We start from the raw sequence: 12,290 nt of genomic DNA on the forward strand, positions 1-12,290 counted from the left end.
GGTTTATTCAAATAGTTGTTATCAAGGTTTTTAAAGTTGCTTAATTTAGACTTATCAATCTTTTGTAACATACCTTCATCGCGCATTTTAGAAACGAAGTAGGTGGATGGAACAACAAGATCATAACCTTGGTTGTGAGTTTTTAGCTTTGCATACAGGGTTTCATTCGATTCATAAGTTGAATAAATGACCTTGATGCCGGTCTCTTTCGTAAACTGCTCTAGAAGACCACTGTTAATGTACGGCCCCCAGTTCATGAATACTAGTTCCTTGTTTTCATCCGCTGTTACTGCTCCAGAGAACAAAGAAAGCGCACATGCACTACCAGCTAATAGAGTAGCCCATTTTTTCATTGACGTTAGCTCCAAACCAAACGTTGCCTATTTTTAGGCGTTAGATAGAAAAACAGAATGACGATTTGTCATTCTGTTTCGCGTAATGTATTACAAGATGTCGATTCTACTTCACTTTTTCCCTTGCTAACAACTGTGATGTGATTACTAGAGCCAATGAGACAACTAACATCACGGTCGCCAGAGCGTTAACTTCTGGGGAAATCCCAACTTTAACCATAGAATAAATCTTCAATGGTAAAATTTCGTAAGTAGGGCCAGTTACAAACGAGCTAATGATCACATCATCTAATGACAGTGTGAAACTCAGCAACCAACCAGCCGCAACTGCCGGTTTCGCTAATGGCAAAATGATTTTGGTCAAAATCACCCATTCGCCAGCACCGAGATCTTTGGCAGCTTCGAGCATCTTTACATCAAATCCGTTGAGGCGACTGTAAACAGTCACAACAACGAAAGGTAAGCAGAATGTAATGTGTGCAATCAACAAAGTAAGAAAACCTAGCTGAGCACCTAACACTAAGAATAGCGCAAGTAGCGAAATTGCCATGACAATATCTGGGGACATCATCACAACAAACAACATACCATTAACTGCACGTTTACCTTTAAATTGATAACGAAAAAGGGCTACAGCAGTTAAACTGCCAATCAGCGTCGCTGCTGTGGCTGAAAAAACCGCTACATTCAGCGAGTGCCATGCGGCCTGAACTAAGCTGTCGTTTGCAACTAAAGCGTGGTACCACTTCGTAGTGAAACCGCCCCATTTAATACCAAATTTGTTGTCATTAAATGAGTTTACAATCAGCACTATGATAGGTAGGTATAGAAATACATACACTAAACTCATAAAGCTAAATCTAACTGTTTTGCCCATTAGTCTAGCTCCACTTTCTTATTCAATAACTTACCAGCACGATAGTATGCATAAAGCATTACAGCCATCGCCAGAGTCAAGGCAATGCTGGTCGCGGCGCCAAATGGCCAATCACGAGCATTCAATACTTGGCTCTTAATCACGTTACCAATCAGCAGGTTTTTCGCGCCACCGAGTAAGTCAGCAATGTAGAACATACCTAATGCTGGCAGTAACACCAATAAGCAGCCCCCGATGATACCCGGCATGGTCAATGGCAATACTACCTTCAGTAAAGTTTGAAGCTTATTTGCCCCTAGATCTCGCGCGGCTTCAATGTAAGTATCGTCCAATTTTTCAATAGCAGAATAGAGCGGAAGAATCATAAAAGGCAGCAAGATGTAAACCAAGCCAATCATTACCGCTGTCTCGGTGTACATAATACGCAGTGGTTTGTCTATGATGTCTAAAGCCATTAAAGCTTGGTTTAGGATGCCTTGCGTACCCAGCACTATTTTTAATCCGTAGGTACGGATAAGAGAGTTCGTCCAAAAAGGAACAATCACCAAAAACAGCATAATTGGACGCCATTTTTGTGGCATTTTTGCGACAATGTAGGCAAATGGATAACCAATAACCAAGCAGAGAAGGGTAGCCACGATTGCCATATAGAAAGAGTGCATGAGCACTTTGGCGTAAAGTGGATCCAATAGGCGTGTATAGTTATCAAGCGTGAAGGTCATTTCAATTAAGTTGGCTTCATCGCGAGTCAAAAAGCTAGTACCAATGATCATAACGTTAGGGATTAGCACAAACAGCACTAACCACCCAACAATCAATGTGATAATAGCATTTTGAAGATTAAGCTTCTTGCTCATCATCGAGTACTACCTCCCAGCTTTCAACCCAAGTGATAGCGACTTTCTGGCCGAGAGAATGGTCCACATCAGGATCATCTTCGTTAAAAAATTCGCTAACCGTCACGCGCATGCCTGATTCTTCCAATTCGACTACAGATTCTAGAGTCATGCCTTTGTAGGTACGTTCTGTCACGTGCCCAACAATGCCTTTTTCTTCTGACTCTTTAATCTCTTCGATGCGAAGATCTTCAGGACGCAGCAAAACTTGTAGTTTGTGTCCGGGTTGTACATTTTGATCGTGGTAAACCACCGCTTCAACACCTTCGATATGTGCACGAATACGCTTATCATCAATTCGTTCAATCGTTTCAGCATTAAATACGTTGATCTCACCGATGAAGCGAGCAACAAATAGGTTTTTAGGGTCTTCGTAAATTTCACGTGGAGAGCCATCTTGCTCAATTTTCCCTTCACGCATAACAATAATGCGATCCGACATTGATAAAGCTTCTTCTTGATCGTGCGTAACGAAGATAAAGGTGATCCCAAGCTGACGTTGAAGCTGCTTAAGCTCCATTTGCATCTGCTTACGCAGTTTATAGTCAAGCGCGGATAAAGATTCGTCTAGCAACAGAACCTTAGGTTTATTAACAACGGCACGCGCGATAGCGATACGTTGTTGTTGACCACCAGAAAGTTGACTTGGTTTACGCTGGGCCATCGCGTCGAGGCGTACCATCCGCAGTGCTTCCATCACACGGGGTTCAATGTCCGCCGTTGGCACTTTTTGCATACGCAAACCAAACGCGACATTTTCAAATACTGTCATATGTGGGAAAAGTGCATAGCTTTGAAAGACGGTGTTAACGTGTCTCTGTTCAGCAGGAACTTTTGTAACATCTTGATTATCAAGAGTAATTGAACCTTGATCTGCGGTTTCAAAACCTGCAATCATTCTTAGTACTGTTGTTTTACCACAGCCAGAAGGACCAAGTATCGTTAAGAATTCGCCATGATTAACATCAAGGTTTAGGTTGCCAATGATTTCCTTACCATCGAAACTTTTACTGATACCAGAAAGACGAACTACTGGTTTTCCTACTGATTTTTTTACGTTCAACGTCTGTTTTTCTCCCACCTTGGTCTATAGGGATGCCTATCTTACGACCTGTCGCTATACACAATTGAGGCGCGCATCATAATCACCAAAAGAGTGAATTCAAAGCGTTTTCTTATATTGATACAGAAAAAGTTTTGTAGGTAGCAGTAAAGATTGATTACCATACAGAACTAACTAACTGTTCAATGCTTTCAAGTGGTTAATTATCAACCAAACACATAATAATGCAAGATCAGTTTAGGCTTCTGATTTTGGACTAGAGTGTATTGCAGTATAATGACAATAACTTTGTGACCCAAATACAGGCAACTTGCTTTTCCGTTGCCTAGGACATTTTATGAATAATGATATTGAAAAAGATTTCAATTTAGGCGGTAGTGTAGAGCATGCGCTCAAGGGAGATTACGAGCTAAAAGTTAACGCCGTGCTCAAAGAGGCATGGGATTGTACGATCAAGCAATTTATCTCCTTTTCTCCTTCCATCGTGATTCTTTTATTTGTGCAGCTTGCGATCTTCTATATTGCTTTAAAATTGCAACTGGGTGATCCATCACTAATCTTGGATGCGTTAGAAACACCAGAAGCTTTCACAGGCAATATTGTACAAGCTATTTTTGTGGCTAATTTTAGCTATGAGGTCGTTAGTGCACCTATTTATGCTGGCGTGAGCTTAATGGCGATGAGTCATGTCGCTGGGTTAAGAACACAGCCAAGACATATAGGTAAGGGATTACAGTTCACCATCCCAGTGATTTTAGCAACGCTATTCAGCTTATTACTGCAAGGTGTAGCAGGAATGATTTTCCCATTGCTATCAATGTATTTGAGTATTGCGTTTAGCCAATCCATCTTATTGATCTGCGAAAAACGGGTTCCACCTATGCAATCACTGCTATTATCCTTACGCGCAGTAAATAAAAAAATCGTTCCTATTGCCGTGATTTATTCCGTGATCATGCTGATGTTCGTTGCCGCCGCGCTCTTTTATGGGATAGGTTTCATTTTTGTATTACCTTTCTTCTTCCATGCTAAAGGGATTATTTATCGCAATATGTTTGGCATCAAACTAAAGATCATAGCGACTAATCAATCCGACAATAATCCAAATTCTCAGGTGTTCAATGCGTAAAATAATCTTACTTACCGCCATCTCGCTCGTGGTTGTGAGCTGCAGCGTTTATTACGTCAAGCAAACCTCAACTGAGACGACTTACAAAAGCGACATTCCATCTTTGCAAGGTGCTAGAGCTGTTGGAAAAGCGCCTGACTTCTCAGCCATCGATGATGTGAATGAGAAAAAGCATGCTTTTTTTTCTTTCTTAAAACCAGGGATAGCTTGGGAAAATTTACGTGTTTTGCGAGAGCGTGAAATATTAGAGAGGATTGCACAACATCATCTAAGCAATCAGATAGCCAAAAGTGACTATAGTGAGGCGCAAAAACTCTCTAAGCGATATGAAGTACCGATTCCTGCGGAAGGCATCACTAGCGCCTGGTTAGAAAACATGCTGCATCGAGTTGACGTTTTACCCGAAGCGTTAGTCTTGACCCAGGCAGCGAATGAATCAGCTTGGGGAACCTCTCGCTTTGCAACTGAAGGAAACAACTATTTCGGTCAATGGTGTTACAGTGTAGGGTGTGGGTTGGTACCTTTGCAACGAGTGGAAGGTATGACTCACGAAGTGGCGAGTTTTGGTTCTGTTCAAGAGTCAATCCACGGTTACTTCATGAATGTTAACCGCAACTCCGCTTATCATGATTTACGAGAGATTCGTTTTCGATTAAGAAAAAATAATGCCGATTTATTGAGTGCCGACAGTGCCATGGAGATGACCAATGGCTTACTGAAATACTCAGAGCGCGGAGAAGCTTATGTGCAAGATCTTCAATCTATGATGCGTCACAATCAGCCTTTCTGGACAGAATAATAATGGAAAAAAGAACGCTTACCTTATTACTGACAACGTTATGCCTTGCTAACGCATTTCCCGTTAACGCTCAAGAGTATATGTTTACATACTCCAAGTTGTTTTCAGCAATGAAAAATAACGTGAAAGAAGAGTACCCCAATGTCAAAGTCGCTTATTATTTCCTTAATGCCAATACCAAGCAGCTCTGCCCAATAGAGAAGGCTTGGATGGAAAAAGAAAAGCACTATGAAGCGTTGAAAGTCAGTAGCAACCACGAGCTACTACTTCCTTTAGACGATCATTTACGGCAAGCGAATCCGTTAGTGTTTGTCGATACTCCTCAAGATATGCGTTGTGACTTTTCGACTGTTGTTATGGCAAAAGAGCAGTTCAAAGGAGAAATATCTTACCAGCAGGTCGCCATCTTATTACCTCAGATGCAAAAATTACTGGAAGAGCTCGGCGGGATGTTTGCGAGTTGGTTCACACCCGATGTTTCTGGTGTCACACTCGAATTTGCCAATAATTTGAATTCGGTCATTCAGTTGAGTAACGGCGAAACCATTAACATAGAAAATGGCAAAGCCCAAGTGGATCTCAGTCAACTGGGTGAAGGTGGATCGATGCAGTTACCACAAGAAACGGTTCGCGTGTTACCTTATCTTCCCAAAGCGAAACATTAGACATGTTGGGCTAATATCAATAGGGCTGCATTCGCAGCCCTTACTCGTTTTATCTTTATAGGAATATCAAAGATTGGTGACATCCAACTTCAAACTAGGATCAAACTCCATCACGCTATCCTCATCTTCGAGCGCTAGGATTGGCATCTCTTCTTTATCAAAACCAATGTCGCCGCCATTAATAACACCTGAATCACGGTTAATCGACTTAAAGTCAAACAACTTGAAATCAGCCAAATGGCTAGGCACTACATTTTGCATTGCACTAAACATGGTCTCGATGCGCCCAGGGAACTGTTTATCCCAGCCATTTAGCATTTGCTTAATGTTTTGACGTTGCATGTTTGGCTGAGAGCCACATAGATTACATGGAATAATCGGATACTCTCGCATGTTCGCATATTTGATAATGTCTTTTTCACGACAGTAGGCTAGAGGGCGAATTACCACATGTTCACCGTTATCAGACACAAGTTTAGGTGGCATTCCTTTGATCTTTCCACCATAAAACATGTTCAAAAATAGCGTTTCTAGAATGTCGTCACGGTGATGGCCTAACGCAATTTTCGTCGCACCGAGTTCTTTGGCTGTACGGTACAAAATGCCACGGCGTAAGCGTGAACAAAGTGAGCAGGTGGTTTTCCCTTCAGGGATCTTATCTTGAACAATAGAATACGTGTCTTCTTCGACAATTTTATATTCAACGCCTAGCTGCTCTAAGTACTGCGGCAGAATGTGTTCAGGAAATCCGGGCTGTTTTTGATCAAGATTCACGGCAATAAGCTCAAAGCTAACAGGGGCACTTTTCTGAAGGCTCATTAGAATATCCAGCATGGTAAAGCTATCTTTACCGCCAGAAAGACATACCATAATACGGTCGCCATCTTCAATCATATTAAAGTCAGCAATGGCTTGACCCGTATTACGACGGATACGCTTCTGAAGTTTATTGAAATTATATTGTTGAGCTTTGGTGCGCTCTTGAATTTGCTCAGTCATCAGTGTCTGGTCTTTAATCTTTAAAACAAAATAGAGTGCGTATGATACGGATAAATAGCGCAGATGCCAGATCTAACAAGTAAGGAAGATAAAAAATCCCCCTCGTCTATGACAAGGGGGATCGATGATAGATCGGGCCATTTTAAATAGAGGTTTTAGGATCTAAAGGGCTCACGTAGCCATGCGGCTTTAATGCTAAAACATCACAGTTAATTTTATCAATGACTTGTTCTGCCGTGTTGCCAATAAATACCGCAGATAACCCTGTACGCCCCGTCGTACCAAGAATAACCATCGCCGCATTGAGCTTTTCAGCTGCTTGAGGAATGACGTCTTCAGGCAAGCCTTGCTCTACAAGTGTTTGCGATTCATCTATACCATGCTTTTGTCGCAATGCTTTCATTGCCATCAAGTGGTGACCACGAACAGCATCAGTGTAGGTCATTGGATCAAACTCGGGCAACTCAATGGTAATATTCGCAGGCGTAATAGGGTATGAATTGACCAGATAAGGCGTCGCACCTAAACGAGTGGTGAGGCTTTTTAGTTGTTCAACTATGCAATCATTTAAATCAATATGAGCCGGATTTTCTGACCCCACATGTACCGAAGCGATTATATTCGCATTCTGTGGCCAATCTGAATTTTTAACCAATAGCACTGGAGTTGGGCATTTACGCAATAAGTGCCAATCTGTCGGTGTAAAAATAACGGATTCAAGGACATCATGCTTGCGCGTCCCTTTGATCAGAATGTCATGTTCTCCGTAAAATATCTCAGCAATAATCGCTTCATAAGGGCGGTTATGCCACACCACTTTTACTTCAAATTGGATCGAACTATCAATATACGGTTCAGCTACTTTCCTCATCCATTGCTCGCGCTGATGGATAACACCACGTCGCATAGCATCACGTTCATCAACAGAGAGCATCGACGTCATGTCATAAGAGAAATCATAAATAGATAGGAAAAATGTAATGTGGCTAGAAGACGTGCTTTGCTGTGCTAACTGTATGGCTCTGGCAAGGGCGGGTTGTTCATCGTGGTTGATGTCAGCAACCACCAGAATCTTGCTATAAATACTCATATCGACTCCTTAATTATGGAGGAGGGCGTTAGAGTTACTTTAGCTCATAACCAGCGAGAATTTTAGAAAAAAAGAGAGTTTTTAACAGAAGTATGACGTAGCTCATTTAAGAGCTACCTCATTGAAGTTACTTAGTTTCTTTAGATACGCCTGCCAGTTCCATCAGTTGGTCATGGTCAAGGATTGTGATGTATTTGCCTTTAACGCTAAGGATTTCGGACTTCTGAAAACGGCCGAGTAGACGACTGATCGTTTCAACAGTGAGACCAAGGTAGTTACCGATATCACCACGAGTCATTGTCAGACGAAACTCTCTAGGGCTAAAGCCGCGCTGAGAGAAACGAGTCGACAAGTTATAAAGAAAAGCCGCTAATCTTTCTTCTGCATTCTTTTTAGATAGCAGAAGAATCATCTCTTGGTCGCCCTTAATTTCATTACTCATCAAGCGCATAATTTGCTGACGTAACTTAGGCATTTTACCCGAAAGATCATCAAGAATTTCGTAGGGTATTTCGCATACCATTGATGTTTCTAGAGCCTGAGCAAAGCTAGGATGAGAATCATCAGTGATCGCGTCAAAACCAACTAAATCACCCGCTAAATGAAACGCAGTGATTTGTTCATCACCTTGCTCAGTAATGGTATAACTTTTAATTGTACCTGAGCGAATAGCGTAGAGAGACTTAAGGTCGTCACCAGCTTTAAATAGCTCTTGGCCCTTTTGGATAGGTTTTTTACGCTCAATAATTTGATCAAGTTGATCAAGTTCAGATTCATTGAGAGTAAAAGGAATACAAAGCTGGCTAATGCTGCAATCTTGACAGTGAATTGCACAACCACCAGATTGAATGCGCTTTGCCGCTGGCTTATCAGAAATCATAACAACCTTTCACTTTTTGATGTACATCAATATTTTAGCACCCATTACCCCTAAAGGATAGCGAAAAAAGATGCCATAAATCAGACAGCTACCACGTAGATGATAAAATACTCACTGCTCCATAACCCGTGTATAGACCATAGAGTATGATAAAAATCGCAGCAAAATGACGAAATATGAATGATTGTTGAATGTTCTTCAAACGGGTCGCTCCGTAACCAACAAGAAGCATCGCAGGTAAGGTTCCCAAACCAAAAGAGGCCATAACCAATGCCCCTGACAGCGCACTACCGGACACCACAGACCAAGTCAGTACCGAGTAAACTAGCCCACAAGGTAACCACCCCCAGATAAACCCAAAAGGGAGAGCAAACCACGTTTTCCTAAGCGGGAGCAATGATTGCCCAAAAGGCGAAATAAAACTCCAGATTTTTTGCCCAACCTTCTCCAGCTTCAACAGGCCAAACCACCAACGTCCAACATACAATCCAAGTACAATCATTAGGCCTGCCGCAATGAGCCGCAACCAAATCAACGCATGATTAAGTGTAGAGAATTCGGATAGCGAGGCGGCGAGGCCTCCTAATAAACCGCCAAACAGCATATAGCTGGCAATACGCCCAAGGTTGTAAAAAACAAGCAGTATTGGGAGTCGATCACTGCGCTTTTCACCTAAGGTCAAAAGAGAAGCAATCCCGCCACACATTCCCATACAGTGGCCAGCTCCAAGTAAACCGATAAAGAAAGCACCAATCCAATCTGCGGTCATTTTTTCTCTTCTTTTGATGAGGTAAGTTCATCTTCATCAAACAAAATATTGTGTCCTTGGCGTTCTAAATCTTCAAACTGTTCGCTCTTTACTGCCCATAAAAAGATGATGACGGCGATCGTAACCAAAACGATCGCTATGGGGATCAATATATAAAGACTTTCCATCTACTTATCCCTCTTTTTGAGTAGTCGAAGAGAATTAGAGACCACAATAATCGAACTCGCCGACATGCCCACAACGGCAATGTAAGGAGCAACCAGCCCCGCAACGGCGAGTGGCAAAACAATAATATTGTATCCAAGTGACCACGCTAAATTTTCCCGAATGATTTTGCGAGCTTTTAACGCTAAGCTTCTGGCTTCCAATAATCTGTCGAGTTTATCACCAAGTAAAACCATATCAGCGGATGCTTTTGCGACATCGGTTCCACCACCCATGGCCACTGATAAGTGCGCACCAGCAAGCGTTGGCGCATCATTAATGCCATCGCCAATCATCATGGTGATATCATCATCTGGTAACGACTTTAAGTAACTCAGTTTATCTTCTGGTTTGGCATTCGATACGACAATATCGATGTCCATTTCGGCGGCCACACTTTGTGCATTAAGTTGAGAGTCACCCGTTAATAGCGTGATCTTAATTCCTTCCTGATGGAAACGATCGATAAATTGTTTCGCTTCACTACGGATAGGATCGCGGTACGTGAAGGTCGCAATGTGTTGCCCGTTGAGCGACAGATAAATACGATTTGCTCGACCGTCACTGATGTCGTTCAAAACAAATTCGGCGCTGCCGATACGAACATCGCCGCCTAAATATTTACCTTGAATACCAGACCCAATCATATTCTGCACATGCTCAACACGAAACTCGTCATTACGATATTGCGTAAACGCTCTGGCAATGGGGTGATTGGCATGATGCTCCAAAGCAGCGGCTAGCGCCAAACAATGGTTTTCGTCTATATCACCATGCAACTCAACGTCACTAATTTCGATATCACCACGGGTCAACGTTCCCGTTTTATCAATAATCAAATGGTTAACTTTACAAAGTGTTTCAAAGACATGGTTTTTTCTCAATAAAATACCAAAGTCACCCATTCGTGATGTAGCGCAAGTGATGGCTGTAGGGGTGGCAAGAGAAAGCGCGCACGGGCAGGTTGCCACCAAGACCGCTAACATGATCCAAAATGCATCTTCAGGTTTTGTCTGGTGCCAATAAAACCAAGTGGCTGCTGCAATAATCAAAATTACAGCCACAAAATATCTCGCGACAATATCAGCAATTTCTGCAATCTTAGGCTTAGACATTTGAGCTTCATCTTGCAGTCTAACAATATTGGAAATAACGGAATCCGCTTTAGATGCAGTGACTTCCAACTCGAAAGACTCATCGCCATTTAATGTACCAGCAAAAACAGCATCACCGACTGTTTTGACAACGGGTACTGATTCACCGGTCAACATTGATTCATTAATATGAATACGCCCATTCAACACTCGACCATCAGCAGGGACGTGTTCTCCAGGCAACACGCGAATTCGATCACCAAGAGCTAGAGTTTTTACAGGCACTTGACGGCCATCCAACGTAGTTGCAACCGCAGGGATCAATTTCAGTAAATTGCCGCTAGCCGCCGCGGCTTTTCTACGCGCCCGCATCTCTAAAAATCGTCCAACCAGTAAGAAAAAGGTAAACATTGAAATGGATTCAAAAAAGACTTCGCCTTGTTCAGTCACTGTCGCTATCAGACTAGCAACATACGCAAAAATAAGAGCGATAGAAACAGGAACATCCATACCTAATGTTCTGCCTCTAATGCTTCGCCAAGCATTGAGGTAAAAGGGAAGGGCAGAGTATAAAAGTACGGGGGTTGCAAAGATCAAACTAACCCAACGAAAATAATTGCGAAACTCAGAATCAAGATCACCGAAGACCTCAAGATAGAGCGCCACAGCAAGCATCATCACTTGCATGGTGGCTAGACCTGCAATACCCAAGCGATAAAGATATTGCTTCATTGATTGATGGTAGGCTGCCTCATGTGCGTCTGCTTCAAAAGGGGCAGCCTTATAACCTAATTTATGAATAGTGGAGAGTAATTCACTGAGTCGTGTTTGTGTCTTATCCCAACTGAGTAAAGCACGGTTGGTAGTGGTATTGACCCTTATCGAAATTACCCCATTTTTATGAGAGAGTTGTTTTTCAATTAACCAAGCACAAGCCGCACAGGAAACACCTTCTAACGATAACGTCACTTCAGACGTTTCGTTGTCGTTACGAACGAACTCTGCTTGTACATCGTCATTATCATAATGAATGAGAGCTTTGAGCTGCTCTGGCACAAGCTCCACTTTATCTGCAGTGGTCGTTCGGTATTGGTAATAAGATACTAGGCCACTCTCTACAATGGTTTTAGCCACGGTTTCACAACCGGGACAACACATATCTCTGCTTTCACCTAGAATATCAACTTTATAGTCCGTGTTGGCTGGTACATCTTCACCACAGTGGTAACACGCTTTGCACATAGTTTAATTCATTAATTGAGTAGAAGTTGGCATTGGAAACGTTACTCGACCTTGGATTAACCACTCCTCATTGTGAGGAGTGAGTTCGATGAACCAAGGGCCTTGTAACGGGGCAGGCAGGGTAATGCGATATATACCTTGTGCATCCGATGCGACAAGTTGTGTGAAATCACGGTCTGGCAGTGTCCGATGAGCAAACATCATTTTAATCGCGGGGTAGTGTTCAAGCT

General features: G+C 42.4%; 13 protein-coding genes and 1 pseudogene. 3 read left to right on the forward strand and 11 right to left on the reverse strand.

Annotated features, from left to right (window positions below):
* The 4 genes and pseudogenes from AACT21_RS00410 to potA all read right to left on the reverse strand — a co-directional run.
* Positions 1 to 353 (reverse strand): annotated as a pseudogene (locus AACT21_RS00410) (extracellular solute-binding protein); the annotation flags it as partial.
* A 106-nt stretch (positions 354 to 459) separates the two neighbouring features.
* Entirely contained in the window at positions 460 to 1,230 is a 771-nt protein-coding gene (gene potC, locus AACT21_RS00415) for a spermidine/putrescine ABC transporter permease PotC (RefSeq protein ID WP_013856883.1), read from the reverse strand.
* Positions 1,230 to 2,087, reverse strand: a complete 858-nt coding sequence (potB, locus tag AACT21_RS00420; RefSeq protein WP_026027331.1) for a spermidine/putrescine ABC transporter permease PotB — start codon at positions 2,085 to 2,087, stop codon at positions 1,230 to 1,232. Before potB ends, potC begins: the two co-directional genes overlap by 1 nt.
* The gene (gene potA, locus AACT21_RS00425; RefSeq protein ID WP_010320264.1) at positions 2,071 to 3,207 is read right to left on the reverse strand and encodes a spermidine/putrescine ABC transporter ATP-binding protein PotA; all 1,137 of its coding nucleotides are present in this window, start codon (positions 3,205 to 3,207) and stop codon (positions 2,071 to 2,073) included. The genes potB and potA overlap by 17 nt, the downstream gene beginning before the upstream one ends.
* Before the next feature lie 319 nt (positions 3,208 to 3,526).
* On the opposite strand from potA, the gene AACT21_RS00430 reads away from it, so the two are divergent.
* From AACT21_RS00430 to AACT21_RS00440, 3 genes are read left to right on the forward strand one after another with little or no spacing between them, the layout of a single operon-like run.
* Positions 3,527 to 4,318, forward strand: a complete 792-nt coding sequence (locus AACT21_RS00430) for a membrane protein (protein ID WP_026028002.1) — start codon at positions 3,527 to 3,529, stop codon at positions 4,316 to 4,318.
* A complete protein-coding gene (locus AACT21_RS00435; protein ID WP_013856887.1) occupies positions 4,311 to 5,117 on the forward strand; it encodes a glucosaminidase domain-containing protein in 807 nt (268 codons plus the stop codon). The genes AACT21_RS00430 and AACT21_RS00435 overlap by 8 nt, the downstream gene beginning before the upstream one ends.
* 2 nt (positions 5,118 to 5,119) lie before the next feature.
* Positions 5,120 to 5,782, forward strand: a complete 663-nt coding sequence (locus AACT21_RS00440; protein ID WP_094164297.1) for a DUF2987 domain-containing protein — start codon at positions 5,120 to 5,122, stop codon at positions 5,780 to 5,782.
* A gap of 66 nt (positions 5,783 to 5,848) precedes the next feature.
* Here AACT21_RS00440 and ttcA read toward each other — a convergent pair whose 3' ends face one another.
* The 7 genes from ttcA to AACT21_RS00475 all read right to left on the reverse strand — a co-directional run.
* The gene (ttcA, locus tag AACT21_RS00445; protein ID WP_013856889.1) at positions 5,849 to 6,781 is read right to left on the reverse strand and encodes a tRNA 2-thiocytidine(32) synthetase TtcA; all 933 of its coding nucleotides are present in this window, start codon (positions 6,779 to 6,781) and stop codon (positions 5,849 to 5,851) included.
* Between the two features lie 142 nt (positions 6,782 to 6,923).
* Positions 6,924 to 7,871, reverse strand: coding sequence for a universal stress protein UspE (gene uspE, locus AACT21_RS00450; protein WP_094164298.1), 948 nt, complete (start codon positions 7,869 to 7,871; stop codon positions 6,924 to 6,926).
* A gap of 127 nt (positions 7,872 to 7,998) precedes the next feature.
* A complete protein-coding gene (locus AACT21_RS00455) occupies positions 7,999 to 8,751 on the reverse strand; it encodes an FNR family transcription factor (RefSeq protein WP_010320258.1) in 753 nt (250 codons plus the stop codon).
* 88 nt (positions 8,752 to 8,839) lie between these two features.
* Positions 8,840 to 9,520 (reverse strand): sulfite exporter TauE/SafE family protein, encoded by a 681-nt coding sequence (locus tag AACT21_RS00460; RefSeq protein ID WP_013856891.1) that lies wholly within the window; start codon positions 9,518 to 9,520, stop codon positions 8,840 to 8,842.
* Positions 9,517 to 9,687 (reverse strand): cbb3-type cytochrome oxidase assembly protein CcoS, encoded by a 171-nt coding sequence (gene ccoS / locus AACT21_RS00465; RefSeq protein WP_013856892.1) that lies wholly within the window; start codon positions 9,685 to 9,687, stop codon positions 9,517 to 9,519. Before ccoS ends, AACT21_RS00460 begins: the two co-directional genes overlap by 4 nt.
* Complete coding sequence (locus AACT21_RS00470; RefSeq protein WP_094164299.1) at positions 9,688 to 12,060, reverse strand: heavy metal translocating P-type ATPase; 2,373 nt, start codon at positions 12,058 to 12,060, stop codon at positions 9,688 to 9,690.
* A gap of 3 nt (positions 12,061 to 12,063) precedes the next feature.
* Positions 12,064 to 12,290 (reverse strand): FixH family protein (locus AACT21_RS00475; protein ID WP_176430222.1); only part of this gene is annotated, 227 nt, incomplete at its 5' end.

Source organism: Vibrio sp. V08_P9A1T1, assembly GCF_963874405.1.
GTDB lineage: Bacteria > Pseudomonadota > Gammaproteobacteria > Enterobacterales > Vibrionaceae > Vibrio > Vibrio anguillarum.

What these genes read in the sequence shown, in the direction of transcription:
- potC (WP_013856883.1), bottom strand. Translation starts at nt 1,230, where the DNA reads ATGGGCAAAACAGTTAGATTTAGCTTTATGAGTTTAGTGTATGTATTT.
- potB (WP_026027331.1), bottom strand. Translation starts at nt 2,087, where the DNA reads ATGAGCAAGAAGCTTAATCTTCAAAATGCTATTATCACATTGATTGTT.
- AACT21_RS00430 (WP_026028002.1), top strand. Translation starts at nt 3,527, where the DNA reads ATGAATAATGATATTGAAAAAGATTTCAATTTAGGCGGTAGTGTAGAG.
- AACT21_RS00435 (WP_013856887.1), top strand. Translation starts at nt 4,311, where the DNA reads ATGCGTAAAATAATCTTACTTACCGCCATCTCGCTCGTGGTTGTGAGC.
- AACT21_RS00440 (WP_094164297.1), top strand. Translation starts at nt 5,120, where the DNA reads ATGGAAAAAAGAACGCTTACCTTATTACTGACAACGTTATGCCTTGCT.
- ttcA (WP_013856889.1), bottom strand. Translation starts at nt 6,781, where the DNA reads ATGACTGAGCAAATTCAAGAGCGCACCAAAGCTCAACAATATAATTTC.
- uspE (WP_094164298.1), bottom strand. Translation starts at nt 7,871, where the DNA reads ATGAGTATTTATAGCAAGATTCTGGTGGTTGCTGACATCAACCACGAT.
- AACT21_RS00455 (WP_010320258.1), bottom strand. Translation starts at nt 8,751, where the DNA reads ATGATTTCTGATAAGCCAGCGGCAAAGCGCATTCAATCTGGTGGTTGT.
- AACT21_RS00460 (WP_013856891.1), bottom strand. Translation starts at nt 9,520, where the DNA reads ATGACCGCAGATTGGATTGGTGCTTTCTTTATCGGTTTACTTGGAGCT.
- ccoS (WP_013856892.1), bottom strand. Translation starts at nt 9,687, where the DNA reads ATGGAAAGTCTTTATATATTGATCCCCATAGCGATCGTTTTGGTTACG.
- AACT21_RS00470 (WP_094164299.1), bottom strand. Translation starts at nt 12,060, where the DNA reads ATGTGCAAAGCGTGTTACCACTGTGGTGAAGATGTACCAGCCAACACG.